We start from the raw sequence: 21,991 nt of genomic DNA, 5'->3' as shown, positions 1-21,991 counted from the left end.
GATATTTAACCAATACCCTACTTTTGATCTACTGTTATTTCATCATCTGTTCTTCAATAAAATTGGTATAAACATCACCCTTTAAAAAGGCGGGATTTTCTAAGATTTTACGGTGAAAATCAATAGTTGTGGGAATCCCTGTAATCGCACATTCCCTTAATGCCCTTTTCATCCGTATAATGGCCGCATCACGATTCGCACCCCACACAATTAATTTCCCGATTAATGAGTCATAATAGGCCGGAATTTCATAATCCGTATAAACGTGGGAATCCATCCTTACGCCCGGGCCTCCGGGGGGTAAATAGCCACTGATTTTACCCGGATGGGGGCGAAAATTATGATCGGGATCCTCCGCATTGATCCGACATTCGATCGAGTGGCCTTTTAAAACTACTTCATCTTGAGTCAATTGTAATCTTTCCCCTTGGGCAATGCGGATCTGTTCGGTGATTAAATCAACTCCCGTAATCATTTCCGTGACGGGGTGTTCCACTTGAATACGGGTGTTCATCTCCATAAAATAGAAATTACAGTGTTTATCTACTAAAAATTCCACTGTTCCCGCACCTACATAATTAATTGATTTGGCCGCATTAACGGCGGCCGTACCCATTTGTTCCCTCATTTCGGGGGTTAAAACGGTGCTTGGGGCTTCTTCTAATAGTTTTTGATGTCTTCTTTGAATGGAACAATCCCTTTCCCCTAAATGGATTACATTGCCATAACTATCGGCTAAAATTTGAATTTCGATGTGGCGGGGGCATTCAATAAATTTTTCCATATAAACGCCACCATTACCAAAGGCGGCCTCTGCCTCCCCTTGTGCGGCCTGAAATAGCCTTGATAATTCTTTTTCATTGGGTACGAGGCGCATCCCCCTACCACCCCCTCCGGCGGTGGCTTTGATCATCACGGGATAACCGATTTTTTTGGCTACTTCTCTGGCTTCATCTTCATCTTTTAAAAGTCCCGGACTCCCCGGAACAGTAGGAACTCCGGCTTGTTGCATGGTTTTTTTAGCGGTGGATTTATCTCCCATGGCAATAATAGCGGAAGGGGAAGGCCCAATAAAGGCGATTTGATGATCAAGGCAGATTTCCGCAAACTTGGCATTTTCCGCTAAAAAGCCATAGCCCGGATGGATAGCGTTAGCGTTACGGGTAAGGGCGGCGGCGATAATATTGGGAATATTGAGGTAACTTTTATTACTTTGGGGAGGCCCAATACACACACTTTCATCGGCCATTTGCACATGAAGGGCGTTGCGATCGATGGTGGAATGAACGGCCACGGTAGAAATGCCCAGTTCTTCACAACTGTGAATGATACGCAGGGCAATTTCTCCCCGATTAGCAATTAAAATTTTTGAGAATTTCATTTTAAGATTATTTATATTAGAATTAATTGATAAAAGTTACAATGATCAACAATTGTTAACATTGAGATCATTGTTAATTATCCTCTATTAATTGTCAATTGTTAAAAGGTGATGGAGGGCGATCGCTACTCCATGCCCACCACACTTGTTCACATTGACATTGATAAAATTCTTGCCATTTTCGTTCATAATTATCCGTGATCACGGGCGCTTGACGGTTAAGCCATGCTTTAAGGGCTACAGATACGGATTCTTTACAACTTGGACAACGAAAATTAAGGGAATGAACCGCATTTTTTGTCCATTCCGGCGCGATCGGGTCAAAAGCATCCATAATTTTTATAAATATAATTTAACAAGTTAGTTTTTATTTTAATTAAATTTTTATATTTTAGTGATGGTTAATAATTTTTTTGATCAAAAATTAAAAGAAAAATGGTTTTCTTTATGGTCTAATTTTGAAGTTAGTTTATCACAACAAGAAGAATTATTGTTAACATTATTAAGTTATTATTCTGAAGTTAATCGTTTTTATCATAATTGTCAACATCTTAAGAGAATGTTAAGCCAATTTGACCAAGTTAAACATTTGGCAATTAATAGTTATAAGATTCAATTAGGGATTTGGTTTCATGATTGTATTTATGATCCTACTAAAACTGATAATGAGGAAAAAAGTGCGGATTTTGCTGTCACAAAGTTAACTATTTTAGGATTAAATCAAGCTCTGATTAATCAAGTTAAAGATTTAATTTTATTAACCAAAAATCATCAAATTTGTGCTAATCTTGACGGTAAAATTTTATTAGATCTTGACTTAGCAATTTTAGGTTCTTGCGTCCATGAATATAAAATTTATATGATGGCTATTCGTCAAGAATATGCTTGGTTAAATTCTCAAATATATGCACAAAAACGGCGAGAAATCTTAGAAATATTTTTAGCAAAAGAGAGAATTTATCAAACTAATTTTTTCTATGAAAAATTAGAACGACAAGCAAAAATTAATCTTAAACAAGAACTTAAATGTTATGATTGATTATTAATTAATTGATGAAATTTGACCCATTACTGTATAATTTAAGATGACAATAAATTTAATTAAGGAGGTAATATGGTAAGATTAGTAATATTGGGGGGGACTGGCTCTGGTAAAAGTACACAAGCACAAAGATTATCAGAACATTTCCAAATTCCCATTATTTCTACTGGTAATTTAGTGCGGGAAGAAATTGCTAAAGAAAATGATTTAGGCAATCAAATAAAGCCCTATTTTGACAAGGGTGAATTAATTCCGGATCCCATTTTAATTAAGGTAATTAAAGAGCGTTTAATTTTACCCGATCTTACCGATGGGTGGTTATTAGAAGGCTATCCTAGAACTGCTTTTCAGGCTGAAGAATTAGATTTTTTATTAGAAGATTTAAACCAAAATTTAAACTGGGCAGTTTATTTAAAAGTGAGTGATCAAACGATGTTAGAAAGATCAATTCAACGTAATCTTAATGATGATACGATTGAGGTAATTCAGACTAGAATTAACAGATTTTATCAGTTTACTGTTCCTATTTTAGAATATTATGAGAAAAAAAATTATTTATTAACAGTTAATGGAGAACAAAATTTAACGGATGTTAAATTAGAAATTATGGCTAATTTGAAACATTAAAATTAAGAACTAATCATATTTTTCTGATAATTGTATTAATAATTAAATCTTCTTTTTTGATATAAATTACATAGTTCAATAATTTTAGTTTCTAAAATATCTAAGGCATTAGAACTTAATTTTAATTGACTTTCTAAGTCTAATAAAATTGGTAAACTGGCTAATAATTTTTCCCCTGAAATACCGGAGATTTCTTTGCGTAAAAAATAAAGTCTTTTCGGGTTAGAAAGTTCGGCTTTTTCCGCAATTTTAGCTTCATCTTTTTCCCCTTGTTCTTCCATTAATTTGATCATTAACCATGTGCGAAATTGACCGACTAAAGTGGCTAAAATTCTTAAAGCTGGTTCATTTTGTCTGATTAATTCACTAATAATTTTTAAAGATTCTCCCGTATTTCCTTGAATAATACTACTAGCTAATTTTAAACTATTTTGAGTAGAATTAGACACTAAAGAAGCCACATCATCGAGATCAAGAGCTTGATTTTTTTGATGACTATATAACTTTAATTTTTCCAATTCTCGCCATAATTGACGAGTTTGATTTCCCACCGATTCTACTAGAAAATCTACCCCTTGAGGTGTTAATTTTACCCCCACTTCTAAGGCAATATTTTTAACTTGTTTGATCAAGCCATCGGTATTCCAAGGAGGTATTAAAGAAAATTCCTTAACTTGGGCATATTGTTGAATTAATTTGGTAGATTTAATCCGTTGATCGGGTTTTTTCGAGGTACTTAATAAAAGATGGCCATTTTCAGGAATAACAGGCAAAGTTCGGCTTAATTCGGTTAAAATAGAATCAGAACAACTTTGACAGAGGGTAGTATTTTCTAGCCAGACGAATCTTCCCCCCATTCCAAAAACAGGTGTCATGATTTGATTTAATCCTTGAATGATCTCATCATCTTGATCACCGGGAAGTTTATCATAGTTGAATTGAATCCAGTTGGGATCAACGACTTCTTGACGTTTTTTCTCAATCATTTGAGACATCGTAAAGTCATCGTCTCCCCAAAATAAGTAAATTGGCATATTTTCACATTAGGAGGACAATTAATTTGGACGGTACTTATCAAGATTACGTCAATCGGGTAGCCCCGATGACTCTTTCTGTTACCCATCGTCAACAGGTGCAACATATTCAAAAATCCGCAAAGTTTGATCGGATTAGGGCTGTACCTTTTCCGGGATATACTTTAACTGCTCCACCTTGGGCTGATGATGTTTCTAATGATTTAGTTTATCAAAGATTGCAAATTACCCAAGAAAATTTAACACAAAATTTAGGAAGTAATTTTTTTCTTCCTATCCCTGCGAGTAGTTTTCATATTACTTTTGCTGATTTAATTTGGGATAATAAATTTATCGATCAACAAAGTAAAAATTCTCAGTTTGAGGAACAAATTTGCGAACGAATTAACCACAGTTTTAAACTTTATCAACAGGAATATCCCATCTCTCAACCGATCCATTTTCAATTATTAGGATTAACCTTATTTACACGGGGAATTGTTGTTTGTTTAGCACCTGCTGAGGAAAAAGGTTATGAGCAAATTCGTCATTTAAGACGAACAATTTATCAAAATTTACAATTAATTGAGTTAGGAATTGAACAACAATATGATTTTACTGCCCATATAACTTTAGGTTATTTTTATGAAACTCCTTCTGATTTGGAGCGGGAAAAAATTGTTGAAGTTTTAGAAAAACTCAATGATCAATTAATCGAAAATCCCTATCCTGAATTGATTATTAAAGAAGCTCAATTAAGACAATTTGATGATATGCTCAGATATTATCGTCATGATCATTTTCCTGTTTTAAATGTTTAATTTTTAGCCCCCATCCCCTGCCCCTCTCCCACACAGAGAGGGGAATTAAATATTAATTAGTTTTGATTATTAATAATATCTACCCCTTTGGGAGAGGTCATAAAACCTAAAAAATATTGTACATTTGTATTAGCAGGTTCTCGATAAACATAAAATAAAGTGCGCTGATAGGGATAGCTGGAAGCCTCAGTGGTTAAGCCTTCTACCGCAACTGTTCTCACTGTTTGTTGATTGATCACTTGAGAGGAAGTGGCATAACTGATGCCATCCTTGCCTAATGCTTGTAAAATGGGCGTGGTAGCGTCTTGAGTCATTTGAATAAAACGCCCACCTTGACCAAAAGATGCCCCTCCTAAAACCAATTCTTGAAAAGCCTGATTTGTGCCACTGACTGAGGGTCTATTTATAACCTTAATCGGAGTATTTACACCGCCTAACTGTGACCAATTTGTAATTTTTCCGGTAAAAATATCTACAATTTGAGATTTAGTTAAACTTTTGTGAAAAGGATTATTGATACCTACCACCAGCGCGATCGCATCTTGAGTCACGGGAATGGCCACTAAACCTTGTTGAGTTTCCTGAGCATTCAGAGGGCGTGAAATGGCCGCTAGATCTACATTTCCGATGATTAAATCATTAATGCCCTTGGTTGATCCCCCCGCTTGAGTATTAACAGTTGTACCCGGAAACTGTAGCTCAAAAGCATTTTTTAAGGTTTGGTTAATTTGTACCATACTGGTAGAACCGTCAATTTTGATGGTTGTACCTCTAGGCACATTAGTGGGAGTGGGGAAAGAAGAATTAGAGTTATTAAGAGGAGGATTAGTAGAATTAGAATTATTAATAGAATTTAATTGATTTTTATTAGTAAACCACCAATAACCTCCCCCTAAGATGCCCATAGTAATAATTAAAGCCAATCCTAAAACTAAAGTTTCGTTTTTTTGAGACATAAATTAATAATTAATAATTGTTGATAATTGATAATTAAATTCTAGTATTTATTACTTATTACTTATGACTAATTTTATGAATTGACTTGCGTAAAAAGTCTAATATAATCACTATTTTCTAATAAAATTTGAGGGTTAGCTTGTTGAGGAGATTCCACATTTATGATACCTGTTGCTGTCATAATTAGATCGGGATTAATTAACATATTTCTGCCTGAGATAATTGTATCTTGATGATTATTCCAAATTTGACTTAACTTTTCTCTGATTTTGATAAATTCTTCAGGATTTTGAAAATTAACTAAGGTAAAATAACGCTTAATATTGTCGGTTTCTATTTCCAAAGCATAGACATCAAATTTAACTTGAGGGCTTTTTGGAAACTGCACCAATTTACCTGTTAAAGTTTTTTCTTGACTGTGCCAATTTTTTAAACTATCAATAATTTCAATGGGATTTTCTTCCCTTAAATTTAATCTTAAATGAGTTGGTTTTTGCGGTTTAGATTGAATAGTATAATGTAATTTTATAATATCACCCCTATATAAATCTTTAGTTAATTCTGGAGCTTTTACATAAACAGGAATTACTAAATCTTTATATTCTACCACTAAAATTTCTCCCTCATTATTAACAATATGAACTTTACCAATAAAACTGGTATTTTCGATTATTTCTTGAGGTAAATTAACATCTCTTTGATAGGGATCAAGATTAACTCCATTATTATAACTTTCTTGGATAGTAAGATTTTTAATTAAAATATGTTTTTGAGGGCTAGGATTTCTTAAAAAACGCCCTTGAATACACACTTGATCATGACGTTTTAAAGTAGCTAATTGATCGGTAATTTCTTGACGATCAGAAACTAAAGAAAATTCTCGATGATCGAAAAAGTTTTGAGGATTTCTAACGGATAAAACAAATAAATTATAATCAGAAACCGCCCCATGAATATTACCAATAATGCCATTAGTTTCTAATTCATCTTTTAAATTTTCTGAATCTAAATCTTGATAAATTTCTTCATGATAAATACAATTATTAGCAATTTGTTGATCATTTAATTGAGCTTGAGCATAGGTATTAATAATTAATAAACCAATCAGAGGCAAGAGAAAAAAGAGCAAGATTTTTTTGAATAATTTGAGATTAAACATATTTAAGTTAAAATGATAATAAAGAATAAAAAATCAAGTTTTTAGTTTTTTTAGTAAGATTATAACAGTTAATCTTAAGGGATTCAATATTTGTTAAATTCTCTCCTATTTTTGATTTAGCATCTATTAAATCATATTGATTTTATAATCTGAAAAAGATGGAGTAAAGAAAATCCAAGACTTTCCCTTATAATTATTAACTATAATTTAATTAATTGACTTAATCTTTGTCTTAAAGTTTCTAAACCAAATCGTTTAAAAGCTGACAGAAAAACGGCATTGGGATAATTAATTTTAGCATATTCTAATATTTCTTGATCTACCTGATCAATTTTATTAAATGCTAAGAGAATTAAAGGCAAAGTAAAGGAAATTTCCTCTAAAATTTTCTCTACTGAATTAATTTGACTTTCCCATGCGGGATGGGAAAGATCCACTAAATGTAATAAACCATCGGCTTCCGTCACCTCCTCTAAAGTCGCTCGAAAAGCATCTACAAGGGAAGGGGGTAACTCATGGATAAAACCCACCGTATCCGTTAATAAAATGGTTTGAGTGGCTTCCGTTAGCGGATCAATGACGGCGACTTTACGAGTGGTAGGATCAAGGGTAGCAAATAACTGATCAGCCACATAAACCTCTGCATTGGTTAAGGCATTTAAAAGAGTTGATTTACCTGCATTTGTATATCCTACAATCGCAATACTCGGAATTTCCTGCTTTTGTCTCTGTTGTCTTAACCGAGAACGATGGGATTGTAACTGATTAACCTCTTTTTGTAATTTAGTTATTTTTCTTTGAATTGCCCTTCTTTCTGTTTCTAATTTTGTTTCTCCAGGGCCTCTTGTACCGATTCCACCTCCTAAACGGGACATAGCCTCACCTTTTCCGGTTAAATGAGGAAGACTATACTCTAATTGTGCTAATTCTACTTGTAATTTTCCGGCTTGAGATTGCGCTCTTTGGGCAAAAATATCTAGTATTAACTCAGTTCGATCTATTACTCTAACTCCGATTTGTCTCTCTAAATTTCGCACTTGAGTTGGGGATAATTCTCGATCAAATACTACTAAATTCGCTCCTAATGTTTGTACTTTCAGAGCTATTTCTTCAACTTTTCCCGAACCGACAACGGTTTGAGAATCAGCCCTTGGCCTTTGTTGAATCAGATTAGCTAAGACTTCACCCCCTGCCGTATCAACTAAACGAGCTAATTCTGTCATTCTATCCTCAAATTGTTGAGTATTCGGAGCATTAGTTAATAAACCGACTAAAATAACCCGATCATGCTCTAAATCTACATTTTGGGCGATAAACTCCCGTTGAAATTCATCTTCTAAATTTTCTACAAAATCAATAAAATCTTGTTGAGCTAAGGTTTCTAAATTTTGAGCTGGTAAAACTGTCCAATAATGTTCATTTTTGATATTAAACTCAGATTGTGGCAATAAATGACACAGATAAGACTCTTTAATATAACCAGTCGCTCCGCCTCCCTTTCTGGTTAAACCTTGTCCAGTGAGGGTAAATACCACTAAAGCATCGAGCCTCTGTAAAGTCATAGAAGTTAAACAAGATTCTTTCGGAGTATGATGAGTTAACTGAGTAGTTAAACAACGAATCCCTGATAAACGCTCAGAACCGTACCGAGGTAACTCTAACAGAGGAATCTGAGTTTCTCTAAGTGAGCCTACTCCTACTCGAATAACTTGCCCCCTGCGGTTAAGATAAACGGTGACAGGCTGATTAATTTCTGTGGTGATCGCCCCCAGTCTTTGGGCAAACTCAACCGTTGTCAAGCGATCGCTGTCAATCCTTTGATGATACAAACGCTCTAGTTGTTTAATTTGATTAGTTTTTAACCCTTTCAGGTTGCCGTAGATAGTTTCGATAAGCTTACCTCAATTTTTCAATTTACTAATAATATTATACTCAAATTATAGAGATCAAATACTTTTAATTTGCGTGGAAGCGTCTATTTTTTTTGGGAAAGCCAAAGATAGATTGCTTTTTTTTAATATTCAAGGGTTAAAATCATCTATTAGTAAAAATTAAACATTTTAAAACATTGCCCACCCCATATTTTTTAAGCGTGATTGATTATGATATAATAATTATTGGCTCATAATTAATAATTACAATGGATCAAATTCTCGAAAAATTACAACAATTAAATCAAAATCATTGGCTAATAAATGTTGACCAAAAACAATTAAATTATTTAACTGATTATACCATCAAACTTACTCAAAAATTTCTTAATTTAAAACAAAAATATTCACCCTTAAACATTCTTATTGTTGAACAAAATTTTTTAAATTTTATCCCCACATTTTTGGCCGCAATATCAGCTAAATGTCATTTATTTTTAGGAAATACTCAATGGCAAGAGGCCGAATGGCAAGGAGTTTTTAATTTATTCCAACCTGATTTAATTATCGGTGATTTTAAATATCACTATTTAATAAATCAAAAGTCTGACATAACAACAGATTTTAACACAAAAGAAAGTTTAATTATGATACCAACTGGAGGCACTTCTGGCAAAATTAAATTTACAATTCATACATGGGAAACTTTAACTAATTCCGTTGATGCTTTTGCTAATTATTTTAACTTAAATCGTATTAATTCTTGTTGTTTATTACCTTTATATCATGTTAGTGGTTTAATGCAATTAATTAGAAGTTTTATTACTAACGGTTCTTTTTATTTTATCAATTATAATGATTTTAAACAAGGTATTTTTCCTAATTTTAATCAAGAGGATTTTTTGCTTTCCCTTGTGCCTACCCAATTACAATATTTATTAGAGCAAAATCCCCAATATTTAGCCAATTTTAGAATGATTTTATTAGGGGGAGCTAAACCTTGGGATCAGTTATTAGATCGAGCAAGAAAATATAATATAAATCTAGCTTTAGTTTACGGAATGACCGAAACCGCCTCTAATATTGTTGCTTTAAAACCCGAAGAATTTTTAAAAGGAAATAACAGTAATGGAAAAGTTTTAAGTCATAGTCAAATTGAAATTTTTAGTGAAAAACATGAAATTTTAAGTTATAATAAAACAGGCATTATTACCATTAAAAGTCAATCTTTATGCTTAGGTTATTATCCAAATATATTAACAGATCAAAAATATTTAATTACTGACGATTTAGGGTATTTTGATCAAAATCATTATTTATATATAATAGGTAGAAATAGCCGTAAAATTATTACAGGTGGAGAAAATGTTGATCCCATTGAAGTGGAAAATTTGATTTTAAGCACTGATTTAGTTAAAGATATTTGTATTATGGGAATAGCTGAACAAAAATGGGGGCAAGTTGTAACGGCAATTTATGTCCCTATAAATAACCAAATTTCTGATATAATGATTAAAGAGGCTATTAAATCAAAATTGGCTTCTTTTAAACATCCTAAATTGTGGTTTTCTGTGGATCAAATTCCTCGTAATGCTCAGGGTAAAATTAATTATGAACAGTTAAATTTATTCATCAAACAAATAACAAATAATTAATTATGCGTAAATTTTTAAGAGATACTTTTGTGAGCGCTCTAGGTAGCTTAATCGGAATTGGTTTATTAAGTTGCTTAGGTTTAATCACATTTATTGGTTTATTAATTGCTATTTTTTCAAGTCAAGAAACTGTTAAAATTGAAGATAAATCAGTCTTGGTTTTTGATTTATCAACTATGATTTTAGATCAACAAAATAGGGCTAGTGTAGAAGATACTTTGCTCGGTAATTTACCTAATAGTTTATCATTACGTCAAGTGATTGATGGCCTTGAAAATGCCGCCAGTGATGATAAAATTGTTGGTTTATTTTTACAAGCAAATGGTAATTATGCAGACTATGGTTTTGCAACTTTAAAAGAGTTAAGAAAAGCTTTAGAAAAATTTAAAACATCAGGGAAACCAATTATTGCTTATGATCTTAATGTTTCCGAAAATGAATATTATTTAATATCTATTGCCAATCAATTAATTTTGAATCCTATTGGTTTAATTGAAATGAATGGTTTAGCTATGCCTGAAATGTTTTTAACAGGAGCTTTACAAAAATATGGCATAGGTATGCAAATTATTAAAGTAGGAAATTATAAGTCAGCCGTTGAGCCTTTAACCAGAAAAAATTTTAGTCCAGAAAATCGTTTACAAACTCAAGAATTATTAAATGATCTGTGGAATGATCTCACTCAAACTATTAGTAAAAGTCGTAAAACTTCTCCTCAAAAATTAAATCAATGGGTCAATAATCAGGGAATTATTAATCCTCAAGAAGCCTTAAATAATGGTTTAGTTGATCAAATTGGTTATTATGATCAAGCTTTAACCGAATTAAGAAAAATGACAGAAATTAAAGATGAAACTGATAATATTCCTGAAATTTCTTTAGATCAATATCTTAATTTGCCCCAGACTGATCAAAAAATAGTTGATTCAAAAAATCAAATTGCTTTAGTTTATGCCCAAGGTGAAATTGTGGACGGTCAAGGTGATCTTAACACCATCGGGGGTGATAGTTTAGCGCAGACTTTACGGGAAGTGAGGAATGATCAAACGATCAAGGCCGTAGTTTTAAGAGTCAATAGTCCGGGGGGCAGTGTGACGGCCTCCGATGTGATCTGGCGTGAGGTGGCTTTATTGAGTAAAAAAATGCCTGTGATCGTTTCAATGGGCGATGTGGCCGCTTCAGGTGGCTATTGGATCTCAACGGCCGGAACGTATATTTTTGCAGAGGATACTACCATTACCGGATCAATTGGTGTTTTTGGCATTTTACCTAATCTCCAAACTATTTCTACTAATAATGGGATTACTTGGGATGTAGTCAAAACAGGCACTTTCGCCGATATTGATACGATGGCACGGCCAAAAACTCCACAGGAATTAAAAATTTATCAGCGTTCAGTTAATGAGGTTTATGATTTATTTTTAGATAAAGTAGCCAAATCACGGAAATTAAACAAAGAAAAAGTTAATCAAATTGCCCAAGGGCGGGTCTGGTCGGGGCTTGATGGCAAGAAAATCGGTCTAGTAGATGAGATCGGGGGCTTAAACGATGCGATCGCCTACGGGGTCAAAAAAGCTAATTTAGGGGATGACTGGTCATTAAAAGAATATCCCATCCCCAAAACTTTAGAAGAAGAAATTTTAGAGCAATTATTAGGAGAAAATGTAAAAAATCAATTAAATCCGATGACCAAAGAATGGTTAAAAATTAAAGAGGATTTAAGTTTTTTACAAAGATTAAATGATCCAAAAGGTATTTATGCGATTTTGCCCTATGATTTTCGAGTAGAATAATCTGCTAAAATAGAACAATTCATTTTATAGGAGTTATCATCGTGATTGAACCGATTTTATTAGGAATGGTAATGGGTTTAATTCCTGTTACTTTAGCTGGTTTATTTGTAGCGGCCTATCTTCAATATCAAAGAGGTAGCCAGTTTTAATTTCTGTAGAGACGTATGATCATACGTCTCTACGATCTATCTAATAATAAAAAGTGTTTACCTAATGAATACAACTACCGAACAATTACCAGAAAATCCTGCAATGGTTGAGACGTGGAATCTAAGTAAAGTCTATCGTACAGGTTTTTTTCTTAATCAAAAATTAACTTCTTTGCAAAATTTTTCCCTCAGAGTAGAAGGGGGAGAAACTTTTGGTTTATTAGGCCCGAATGGAGCAGGAAAAACTACTTTATTAAAAATTTTATTAGGTATTATTCGCCCTTCTTCGGGTAAGGCCACGGTGATGGGTCGTCCTTTGGGCGATCGCCAGATCAAACAGCGTTTAGGCTATTTACCGGAAAATGCTTATTTTTACGATTATTTAACGGCTTGGGAATTTTTAGATTTTACGGCCGGCCTATTTCAACTACCTAAAGAGGTTAAAAATAAACGCATTCCCGAATTATTAAATTTAGTGGGTATTGACCAAAAAACCGCCAAAAAGAAGCAATTAAGACAATATTCTAAGGGAATGTTACAACGCATCGGCATGGCTCAAGCTTTAATTAATGATCCAGAGGTGGTTTTTTTTGATGAGCCAATGTCAGGGCTTGATCCCACCGGCCGTTATCAAGTTCGAGAGATTATTTTATCTTTAAAAGAACAGGGTAAAACCATCTTTTTTAACTCCCATATTTTGGCCGATGTGGAACAAATTTGCGATCGCATTGCCATTTTAAATAAAGGAGAATTACTTTGTGTGGGTTCACTCAAACAACTTTTAGGCTCAAGTGAAACCTATCATGTTACAGTGAGGGGAGGAGACTATCAAGTATTAGAAAGATGGATTGAAAATTTAACTCCAAATGATGAAGATTGGACAGGAATTTTAAAAGGAGATCATCAAGAATTTATTGCTACATTGCGTTTAATGAATGCCCAATTAATTAGTCTAAAATTAGCACAAATGTCCCTCGAAGAATTTTTTATTCAACAAATTAAACCAGATTAAAAGTGAATTTCGTAGGGGTGAACTTGCGCTCACTCCTACCTTAAATCAACTTAATTATTATTACTATTTCCTATTTTCTAAGTTTTACAACCAATTGAGACTAAGAAACGGAAACAACTTCTTGATTAAAATATTTAGGATTTAATTTAGAATAATTGGCTCTGGAAAAATTAGCTTTAGCTTGTGTCGCCTTAATTGTATTACTTTGTGATTTAGAATTGGTGGCAGAGTCTAAATGATAAGCACTTTCTAATAACATAATTTCTTCCAGACTTTCCCAAGCCGAAGTAAAAGGAGGTAAAGCTAAGGAACAAGCCTTCCAACTGGCTTCAACGGGAACTCCAAGCTGTTCACACGCCCCGCCCCTACGTCCTTCGGGATTATAAAAGCGGCAATACCGACAAGCAGAGGTTAAACAATTTGTGGTTTTCATGGGCTTAGTCTCTAAAAAAGATTTTTTTTATTAAATTCTATTATTAATCCTATTTTGTCTTGACTTGATTTTTACTAAAATAGGTTAAAATCGTGACAAGATATAGCTTTGAAGCCTGTTTTTTTGATTTGTAATTTTATAAAATCTTTATATTCTCTTATCATTCCTTTACATAAGTCTACATTTCGAGATAAATCTGATAGTGTGTCAAAATGCAATGTATCGAAAAATAATGTTTTTGAGTGTTAAAGCAATGGGGATCAAATAAAAATCTATTCCATTTTTAAGAAAACTGGCAATAGATTACGCTAAAATGGAAAAAAAAGCAACCCCTAAGAGCAAAAATTTTTCAGAAAAATAATCTCAAGGGGAGATCAAAACCGTAAAGTTTTTATTAATAAGAATTGTTTTTGATAAAACATAAATAACATTTTTGCCAACGATCTAATTCTCCTTGAGGGGTAGCTTGTTGACAGTGGGGGCAAAGGGGTAAATTTTGAGATCTGATCGTTAAAGACTGTTGCCAAGTTTCTAAAGCCTCTAAAGGGGTTTTCCCTTGGGGAATTTCCCGAAAAATAGCCCGATCAACTTTAATCACACTCGGATGTGACGTTAAGGGCGAATTTTGCTGATTTTCTGCCATTGTTGAAGAATTTTGATACCAGAAAGCCACAGAAAAGCGTAGATCTGTTAAAGTTATGTCAAGATGAGGATTGAGCTTTTTTAATAAAGAATAACGCTGTAAAGAAAGCTCTTGACTCCAAACTGAACTGGAAACGGCGATCCATAATACTTCGGGAGTAAGATGGTGTGGTCTACTATTTTTGGCAATTTTCCCAGAAACAATATTTGGCCAAAGTTTTAAAATGTGAAAATATTGTTTTTGTAATTCCCAACTGGGTTGATCAATTACTTTTTTTAAAATTAAATTAATATTTTGAAAAGACATAAAAATTATGAACCAAATTAATACATTAAATCCTATTCTTAAAAAAGCTTTAAATAGTCTTGATTTACAATTAGAAAATGAATTGCAAAAATACCGTCAAAAAAGACGTAAACAAAGGGCTGAAGGTTCGCTTAATTCTAGTTATGTTGCTCCTGCCATTTCCACACCTTTAATGAGCAATAATCAGCCTACTCCTGAATTAATGACCCTTGACTCAGAATTAGATCAAGATCAGGCTATTTTGTCATCTATTTCCTATTCTAATGATCCTAATTTAACACAATCTGGTTCAGAAGAAAAAACTCAGATTGGACGGGATCTTAAATTACCTAATTTTGAAAGTTCCCAACCTTCTAAAAGTAAAATTATTGCTCGTATTTCCCTTGATCAAATTTCTAGTTTAATTCATCAACCACAGGGTGAAAAAGCCTCGGTTGCTGAGGTTGAAAATAAGATTCCTAATCAATATTTAAAGTCTACTGAACAATTGTTAGCGTCTTTACAGGAAGAAGAAAACACGGTTAAACAAACAAATCAAACTAATCTTAAAGTTGATAAAAATTCGTCATTAAAAACCTCTTATTTCAAATATTTAACTACTCCCCTTGGGGTAGGTTCATTACTATTATTATTTGTGAGTAGTGCTTTATTAAGTACGGTAATTTTAGCGCCTGAAAGCTTTAGTTATTTAGGTTTAAATAATTTATTTTTAGGTAATCAAACCCCCCCCCAACCTGATAATTTAAACAACAATAATTTAACATCTAATTCTACTGTAGTTGTACCCAAAGGAATTAATTTAACTAATGAAGAATTTACACCGATTCAGTTAGAAAATTTAAGCACTTTAGATAGTAATATTAAAGCACCTGTAGCCCCACCTGTCAATAATCTCAACCCCCAAACTCCTACTGATTCGCCCCCTCAAACTTTAAGTCAAACTGTGCCAAGCCCACCCCCTGCACCAGTTTTAACTAATAATGAAGATTTGGCCAGCGTGTTATTACCACCATCTTTAAGGCCTCAAAATCAAACTAATTTTGAAGTTCCCACTTTACCACCCGCACCTAATCTTAAAACGGATCAAGCAACTAATCAAAATCTTAATCAAAGATATTTAGTAGTAATTCCTTTTACGGGGAATAATTCATTAGATCAAGTGCGTCAAGTAGTTAAAGATGCTTTTGTCAGGGATTTTCCTGATGGGAAAAAAATCCAAATAGCGACTTTTGATAATCAAAATGAAGCCGAACAATTTATCCAGAAATTATCTCGATCGGGTTTATCTGCTTCGGTTTATACTTTAGCAAATCGTTAAATTATTTTAATCTTAATATTGTTTAAGGTGGGCAATAAATTTAAAATTTATTGGTTTAAATTAAAATATAAAAAGTATTGCCTACTTTACAACCTCTTAATTAATAATTATATTAAAGGATAAGTAAAATAATTAATGTCACAAATTTTTAATACTAAAGAGGAAGCTTATCAGTATGTTAGTAATTTACCTCTTACTAAAAAACAGCTAGATTCTACTAAAAGAACTATTAAAAGAGCAACTAAAAGTTATCAAATTTATATTACACAACAATTAGACAAAATTATTGTCAAAATTAAAATAGAAATCAATAAAATTCAGGATAATGTTATTTTTAAAATTAATGATCAAACTATTAATATTGATTGCCAAGGCAAGGAGATAATTTTATGATTAGTACCAATGTTAAAATAGATTACAAACAAATATTATTAGAAATAATCAGGGCAGATAGAAGTTTATCTGAGCTTGAAAGTATCGGTATTGAATATCAAAATAATGGTCAAGAGGTTAAAATTAAATTAAATTCACAAGATGATAATTTTGTGATTATCCCTAGTTTAAGCGATATTTTAACAGGATATTCAAGATTATCTATAGCACCAGATTATTTACAAAAATGGGCTAATTTTATTTTAAGTGCTTCTAATCTCATTGATTTATCATGTTTAGAAAATGATGATCTTGGTGAGGAAGTTTTAAATAAATTATGGGATATTTGTTTTAGTCAATAAAAGGTAAATTAATGTTTTTATTTTGCTGATTAAACAGAATGAACTATTGATTTTCAAAAGTAAGTTTTTTCACTATTGCCTATAATCTTTTAAAAGGAAAAAAATTGCCTACACCTTAAATAAATAATACAAATAACAAAGACTCCTTAAGGAGTCTCCGCCAAAAAATATTTTTTTGGTATTCAGAACATCTTTACCGGACTTGCCTCGACCTTTTCAGGTAATGGGATGTCATATTTTTTATGTCTGCCACATCCTTTAATAGTTGACTATACTTAATATATAACACAAATAACTTATTTCGTCAATGAAATGATAATATTGTATAAGCTGGGTAATGAATTTAAAATTTATTGGTTTAAAATCAAAATTTAAAAAGCATTGTCCACCCTACACACTTATTAAGAATATAATCAATTTAGTTAATTTATTTTAATTTTATTAGTTATAAAAATGTTTCAAGAAGTTTTATTTAAAATCGTTTTAGATGGTACTTTACGTCTTGCTCTAACAGGGTTAAGCACATATTTAAACTATCAACAAAGTCAAGACAAACAAGCGATAAGATATGAGACTTTTGATGAGATCATAAATTTGATGAATCATCAAAGATATGATTTAGCAATTGATGTTATTGATACATATTTACAAAAAGTATCTATTGATCTAAAAAAAGATGAAAAATGTTTTCTATGGGGAAATAAAGGCTTTTGCTTTTTATATATGCAAGAATACAAAAAAGCAATTGATTGTTTTGATAGATATATTGCCGTTAATAAAAATAACGAAAAAATTTGGTTTACTAGATCCTGTTGTTTATTTAACTTAGATAAATATGAAGAATCTATAAATTCTTATGAAAAGGCTTTAGCTATAAATTCTTGTAATGGTTATGCTTGGCATTATCATGCTCTTTGTTTAAGCGTATTAAAACGCCATAAAGAAGCAACTTATAGTCATGAGAAAGCATTAGACATTATCAATGATGACGAAAATATGTGGTATTATTATGCTCTTGATTTAGTAAATATTAAAAGATATAAAAAAGCAATTAATAGTTTTATCAAAGTTGTCGAAATTAATAACAATCATGAAAAAATATATCAGCATATTTTGAATTGTTTGAAAAAAATGGAAATAAAAAATAAAGATTACGATGAATATAAAGATCATTATCAGAGAATATCTATGATCTATGAAAATCTGAATAAAAAGGAGATTGACAATGAAAATATTTGGATAAATCTAGGAGATATTCTGTTTTATTTTTTTTATTATAGTGAATTTATTATAGAAGAATGTGGTACACCTTTTGAGATGTGTGGATATAATATTGATAATATTAATTATATAAATTGTTATAAAAAAGCTTTAAAGATTAATACTAAGAATGAATATACTTGGTTATTACTTGGCAAGAGCTTTGTGTTATTTTCTGGACAAACAGATATAGTATATGACGAATATAACGATGAAGTAATTTATCTTGAAAAAAATAAAGAAAAGTATTTGAAAGAGGCAATAGAATGTTACAAAAAAGCACTAGAAATCAATCCTTTTTATGAAGAGGCTTTAATTTGTCAAGCTCAATTATGTTTTCAACACACTAATAATATGTCAGTCCAAATGAAAATTGCATTAAAAACGGCATTAGATCTCTTTAATAAAATTTTAAATGCAAATCCAAATAATCAATATATTAGGTATTGTATTGCTCAAACTCTTGAAGAAATGAAGGAATTTAATGAATCAATAATGATTTATAAAGATTTACTAAATAAAAGTATTTTTTGCCAAAAATTTTGTGTCTACAATTCATATATTTTGAGTTTAAATATAGACATAAATCCTGAAGATGGATATATTCAATCTTGTATTGCTAGATGTTATATGAAATTAGAACAATATGATCAAGCATTAAAATTATATCAAGAATCATTGACTTTAGCATTACCAAAAGAAGTTCAATGTATAACTTATGTTATACCTCCTATAAGTTTTTTGGAATTTTCCTCTCATACTCAAAATAATATAAAAAAAGATATTAAATTTGGGATAGCTAATTGTTTGATGAAATTAAATAACTATAAAGAAGCGTCAAAAACTTATCTTAGCGTATTAGAAGAATACGGGGATTTTAACCAAATTTATAAAAAAAATCTTGCCATTTGTTTTATGGAAATAAATGATTATTCAAATGCTCTCAAATATTATATCGAATCTTCAACTGAAATAACACAAACAGATATAAATAATATTTATACTTGTATTTATAATCTTTTTATAAAACTGTGTGATTTCGATCAGGCAATAGAATATTTTAGGCAAATTAAAACTGTCTATGAAAAAAATTATAACAATCATTCGCCAGTTAAATATAATTATTACCTAGTTCAATCTATTGATGATCATATTCAAGAATTTTTAAAAATGAAATCATTTTTAGATTATAGTAATAAATATGGAAAAGAATTAGAAAAGTACGAAAAAGGAACAGAAAATTATGAAGTAACTGATCAAGGAATGCTTCTTCCTATTCATCTAGCGGTGTTTAAAAAACTAAAGGATTATAGTAATATGGTAATTAAATATCAAAATCTATTAAAAGATTTAGGAGAATTTGAAAGAAGTGTACAATATATAAAAAGGACAGTTATGATTTATCCTGAGAATAGATTGTTTAAAGAAATATATCCTTGCATCTTACAACAACTAGATATAGATAACAAAATTATCTAAGGATATTCATTTACCATAGAAATCCATTGACAATTGTATATTCTAATCAACAACTTTAATGATTGCCCACCCTTAAAGTTAATAATTTTTGATAAAAAGAGATGGATTTTCTCTAAAACCAAATTCAGTTAAATCTTCATCTTCAAGATGTAAAGCTACTGCTTGTTTTAGATTGTTAATAGTTTCATCTAATGTTAAGCCTTGAGTAACAACATTAAGGTTTAAACATTCTGCCACATAACCTTTCTGTTCACCTGAACGAATAATAGCATTAATCGTATTTTTATGTTCTTTCATATTGTTAACAAAATACTTTTTGATGAGATTATAGCATATATTTTAAATTTTGTATCTAATTAATAAATTTAATGATTGCCCACCATTAAAGTTAATATATAATAATTTTAAAAAGTTATTTTTTAATCAGAGATCATATTATGAAATTAAGAAAAATCAGATTACTTTTAAATTAAGTGATAAAATAAAATTAACTGTCTAAAATCAATCAAAATTTAGGAAAATCAAACTATGATGAAAGATATTAAAATCATTGTGGAAAAACATTCAGATGGTTATATTGCCTATCCGATCGGCATACAAGGAGTAGTTATTGGGGAAGGTGATAGTTATGAAGAAGCCTTAGCTGATGTTAAATCTGCTCTTAAATTTCATGTTGAAACTTTTGGCATAAACAATTTAATTTTCACTTAATACTAATCCTATCATTTACTTTTTCATTTCATCAAATAGCCTCAATTATTATAAAATTAGACTGACGCTATTTAAGGAGAATTATTAATGACTATTTTAACTTTAACTCAAGAGGAAATTGCTCAATTAACTCAACAAGATATTGCTTCTTTAGCCAGTCGTTTGGAGTCTGATGATTATAATACTCCTTTTGAGGCTCTTCAAGACTGGCATCTTTTACGCGCGATCGCCTTCCAAAAACCGGAGTTAGTTGAGCCTTATCGTTATCTTTTAGATATTGAAGCCTACGATGAGGAATAATAAATTGGTTATTTGTTATTCGTAAAGTAATCTTAAATCTTCAATCTTTTATCATCAATAACTAATAAAAATGAAACCAAAAGTATTAATTGGAATTGGAGGAGGAATTGCATCTTATAAAGTTTGTGAGGTAGTTTCTAAACTTTTCCAAACAGGCATAGAAGTTAGGGTTATTCTAACGGAAACTGCCCAACAATTTATTAAGCCTTTAACTTTTTCTACTTTAGCTCGTCATCAGGCTTATACGGATCAAGATTTTTGGAATGCTAACCATTCTCGCCCTCTCCATATTGAGTTGGGAGAATGGGCTGATTTGATGGTAATTGCTCCTTTAACCGCTAATACTTTGGGTAAATTAGTTTATGGTTTAGCTGATAATTTATTAACAAATACCGTTTTAGCTTCTCGATGTCCAATCATCCTTGCACCTGCCATGAATACGGATATGTGGGAGCAAGAAACGGTTAACAATAATTGGCAAAAAATCCAAAAATTAGCCCGTTTTTATTGTTTAAATACCAGTGAAGGTTTACTCGCTTGTGATCGCATGGGGGCGGGGAGAATGGCAGAAGCACAAGAAATTATCTTAACAGTTCAATCTTTAATTTATACAAAAGGTAAACAAGATTTAGAAGGAAAACATTTATTAATTACGGCCGGTGGCACTAAAGAATATATGGATCCGGTGCGTTTTATTGGTAATCCTTCTACGGGAAAAATGGGGTTAGCTTTAGCCCTTGCATCCTTACATCGTGGGGCTTCTGTTACTTTTATTCACACAGGAATTGATACCAGTTCTCTTAATAGTTTAAGTCAGATCAAAACTATTACCGCACCAACGGCTTTAGAGATGGAAAAAGCAATTTTTGAAGAAGTTAATTTTGCTGATTGGATCATTATGGCGGCGGCGATCGCTGATTTTAAACCAGCTAATTATACCGATTATAAACTGCCTAAAAGTGAAATTAATGAGAATTTAAAACTAACTCCGGTCACAGATATTGCGGCCAAGTTGGGACAAATCAAACAAGAACATCAAAAATTAATCGGATTTGCGGCACAAACGGGTAATATTATTACTCCGGCTTTAGATAAATTAAGGCGAAAAAATTTAGATTTGATTGTAGCTAATCCAGTGGATAAGGATAAGGCCGGTTTTGGCAGTGATACCAATGAAGCAATCTTAATTAATTCTAAAGAAATACAAAAAACAATTAATAATTGTAGTAAATTAGAATTAGCTCATCAAATATTAGATTTTATTGATTAGTTATTGATTATTTGTTACAAATTTGAGGATAAAATACAATTCTTAGTTCAATTGATT

Annotated in this window: 23 protein-coding genes; 14 read left to right on the top strand and 9 right to left on the bottom strand. The window is 31.5% G+C overall.

The features are described from left to right. Positions 1-34: 34 nt before the first annotated feature. Both accC and Anndu_RS11800 read right to left on the bottom strand, forming a co-directional pair. Positions 35-1,381 (bottom strand): acetyl-CoA carboxylase biotin carboxylase subunit, encoded by a 1,347-nt coding sequence (gene accC, locus Anndu_RS11805; RefSeq protein WP_464101390.1) that lies wholly within the window; start codon positions 1,379-1,381, stop codon positions 35-37. A gap of 94 nt (positions 1,382-1,475) precedes the next feature. Further along, the gene (locus Anndu_RS11800; protein WP_464101389.1) at positions 1,476-1,715 is read right to left on the bottom strand and encodes a hypothetical protein; all 240 of its coding nucleotides are present in this window, start codon (positions 1,713-1,715) and stop codon (positions 1,476-1,478) included. Between the two features lie 63 nt (positions 1,716-1,778). On the opposite strand from Anndu_RS11800, the gene Anndu_RS11795 reads away from it, so the two are divergent. Together Anndu_RS11795 and Anndu_RS11790 are read left to right on the top strand one after the other, a co-directional pair. Then, positions 1,779-2,420 carry an HD domain-containing protein gene (locus Anndu_RS11795; protein WP_464101388.1) on the top strand — a complete coding sequence of 214 codons (642 nt, stop codon included), beginning with the start codon at positions 1,779-1,781 and terminating at the stop codon, positions 2,418-2,420. Positions 2,421-2,495: 75 nt separating this feature from the next. Then, positions 2,496-3,050, top strand: a complete 555-nt coding sequence (locus Anndu_RS11790; protein WP_464101387.1) for an adenylate kinase family protein — start codon at positions 2,496-2,498, stop codon at positions 3,048-3,050. A gap of 35 nt (positions 3,051-3,085) precedes the next feature. Here the strand turns inward: Anndu_RS11790 and holA are convergent, their stop codons facing one another. Then, positions 3,086-4,084 carry a DNA polymerase III subunit delta gene (holA, locus tag Anndu_RS11785; RefSeq protein ID WP_464101386.1) on the bottom strand — a complete coding sequence of 333 codons (999 nt, stop codon included), beginning with the start codon at positions 4,082-4,084 and terminating at the stop codon, positions 3,086-3,088. A gap of 26 nt (positions 4,085-4,110) precedes the next feature. On the opposite strand from holA, the gene Anndu_RS11780 reads away from it, so the two are divergent. Beyond that, positions 4,111-4,884: a DUF1868 domain-containing protein gene (locus Anndu_RS11780; protein WP_464101385.1), complete on the top strand. Its 774-nt coding sequence runs from the start codon at positions 4,111-4,113 to the stop codon at positions 4,882-4,884. Positions 4,885-4,940: 56 nt separating this feature from the next. Here Anndu_RS11780 and Anndu_RS11775 read toward each other — a convergent pair whose 3' ends face one another. The 3 genes from Anndu_RS11775 to hflX form a co-directional block, all read right to left on the bottom strand. Then, positions 4,941-5,840 (bottom strand): phosphate ABC transporter substrate-binding protein, encoded by a 900-nt coding sequence (locus Anndu_RS11775; RefSeq protein WP_464101384.1) that lies wholly within the window; start codon positions 5,838-5,840, stop codon positions 4,941-4,943. Between the two features lie 74 nt (positions 5,841-5,914). After that, complete coding sequence (locus tag Anndu_RS11770) at positions 5,915-7,000, bottom strand: hypothetical protein (RefSeq protein WP_464101383.1); 1,086 nt, start codon at positions 6,998-7,000, stop codon at positions 5,915-5,917. A 200-nt stretch (positions 7,001-7,200) separates the two neighbouring features. After that, complete coding sequence (gene hflX, locus Anndu_RS11765) at positions 7,201-8,892, bottom strand: GTPase HflX (protein ID WP_464104086.1); 1,692 nt, start codon at positions 8,890-8,892, stop codon at positions 7,201-7,203. A 248-nt stretch (positions 8,893-9,140) separates the two neighbouring features. Here hflX and Anndu_RS11760 point away from each other — a divergent pair, with 248 nt between their 5' ends. The 4 genes from Anndu_RS11760 to Anndu_RS11745 all read left to right on the top strand — a co-directional run bounded on the left by Anndu_RS11760 (position 9,141) and on the right by Anndu_RS11745 (position 13,480). Beyond that, positions 9,141-10,526 carry a 2-succinylbenzoate--CoA ligase gene (locus tag Anndu_RS11760; protein ID WP_464101382.1) on the top strand — a complete coding sequence of 462 codons (1,386 nt, stop codon included), beginning with the start codon at positions 9,141-9,143 and terminating at the stop codon, positions 10,524-10,526. Between the two features lie 2 nt (positions 10,527-10,528). After that, positions 10,529-12,319: a signal peptide peptidase SppA gene (gene sppA, locus Anndu_RS11755; RefSeq protein WP_464101381.1), complete on the top strand. Its 1,791-nt coding sequence runs from the start codon at positions 10,529-10,531 to the stop codon at positions 12,317-12,319. A 41-nt stretch (positions 12,320-12,360) separates the two neighbouring features. Next, positions 12,361-12,468, top strand: coding sequence for a cytochrome b6-f complex subunit V (gene petG / locus Anndu_RS11750; protein ID WP_464101380.1), 108 nt, complete (start codon positions 12,361-12,363; stop codon positions 12,466-12,468). A gap of 64 nt (positions 12,469-12,532) precedes the next feature. Beyond that, positions 12,533-13,480: an ABC transporter ATP-binding protein gene (locus Anndu_RS11745; protein WP_464101379.1), complete on the top strand. Its 948-nt coding sequence runs from the start codon at positions 12,533-12,535 to the stop codon at positions 13,478-13,480. A gap of 100 nt (positions 13,481-13,580) precedes the next feature. Here Anndu_RS11745 and Anndu_RS11740 read toward each other — a convergent pair whose 3' ends face one another. Both Anndu_RS11740 and Anndu_RS11735 read right to left on the bottom strand, forming a co-directional pair. Further along, complete coding sequence (locus tag Anndu_RS11740; RefSeq protein ID WP_464101378.1) at positions 13,581-13,913, bottom strand: hypothetical protein; 333 nt, start codon at positions 13,911-13,913, stop codon at positions 13,581-13,583. 394 nt (positions 13,914-14,307) lie between these two features. Continuing rightward, positions 14,308-14,862 carry a DciA family protein gene (locus Anndu_RS11735; protein ID WP_464101377.1) on the bottom strand — a complete coding sequence of 185 codons (555 nt, stop codon included), beginning with the start codon at positions 14,860-14,862 and terminating at the stop codon, positions 14,308-14,310. Between the two features lie 7 nt (positions 14,863-14,869). On the opposite strand from Anndu_RS11735, the gene Anndu_RS11730 reads away from it, so the two are divergent. The 4 genes from Anndu_RS11730 (at position 14,870) to Anndu_RS11715 (ending at position 19,653) form a co-directional block, all read left to right on the top strand. After that, complete coding sequence (locus tag Anndu_RS11730) at positions 14,870-16,180, top strand: hypothetical protein (protein ID WP_464101376.1); 1,311 nt, start codon at positions 14,870-14,872, stop codon at positions 16,178-16,180. Between the two features lie 135 nt (positions 16,181-16,315). Further along, positions 16,316-16,573 carry a hypothetical protein gene (locus tag Anndu_RS11725; protein WP_464101375.1) on the top strand — a complete coding sequence of 86 codons (258 nt, stop codon included), beginning with the start codon at positions 16,316-16,318 and terminating at the stop codon, positions 16,571-16,573. After that, positions 16,570-16,914, top strand: a complete 345-nt coding sequence (locus tag Anndu_RS11720) for a hypothetical protein (protein ID WP_464101374.1) — start codon at positions 16,570-16,572, stop codon at positions 16,912-16,914. Before Anndu_RS11725 ends, Anndu_RS11720 begins: the two co-directional genes overlap by 4 nt. 453 nt (positions 16,915-17,367) lie before the next feature. Further along, complete coding sequence (locus tag Anndu_RS11715) at positions 17,368-19,653, top strand: tetratricopeptide repeat protein (RefSeq protein WP_464101373.1); 2,286 nt, start codon at positions 17,368-17,370, stop codon at positions 19,651-19,653. A gap of 78 nt (positions 19,654-19,731) precedes the next feature. On the opposite strand, the gene Anndu_RS11710 is transcribed toward Anndu_RS11715, so the two are convergent. Further along, a complete protein-coding gene (locus Anndu_RS11710; protein ID WP_464101372.1) occupies positions 19,732-19,950 on the bottom strand; it encodes a type II toxin-antitoxin system HicB family antitoxin in 219 nt (72 codons plus the stop codon). A 234-nt stretch (positions 19,951-20,184) separates the two neighbouring features. Between Anndu_RS11710 and Anndu_RS11705 the strand changes: the two genes are divergently transcribed. The 3 genes from Anndu_RS11705 to coaBC all read left to right on the top strand — a co-directional run bounded on the left by Anndu_RS11705 (position 20,185) and on the right by coaBC (position 21,934). Continuing rightward, entirely contained in the window at positions 20,185-20,364 is a 180-nt protein-coding gene (locus Anndu_RS11705; RefSeq protein ID WP_464104085.1) for a type II toxin-antitoxin system HicB family antitoxin, read from the top strand. Between the two features lie 87 nt (positions 20,365-20,451). Then, positions 20,452-20,664, top strand: coding sequence for a protein IsiD (gene isiD / locus Anndu_RS11700; RefSeq protein ID WP_464101371.1), 213 nt, complete (start codon positions 20,452-20,454; stop codon positions 20,662-20,664). A 70-nt stretch (positions 20,665-20,734) separates the two neighbouring features. Further along, the gene (gene coaBC / locus Anndu_RS11695) at positions 20,735-21,934 is read left to right on the top strand and encodes a bifunctional phosphopantothenoylcysteine decarboxylase/phosphopantothenate--cysteine ligase CoaBC (RefSeq protein WP_464101370.1); all 1,200 of its coding nucleotides are present in this window, start codon (positions 20,735-20,737) and stop codon (positions 21,932-21,934) included. Positions 21,935-21,991 lie beyond the last annotated feature (57 nt).

This window comes from Annamia dubia NIES-4383 (genome assembly GCF_055394725.1).
The sequence above is the reverse complement of the archived record's forward strand: the minus strand, read 5'-3'. Positions and strand labels throughout refer to the sequence as shown.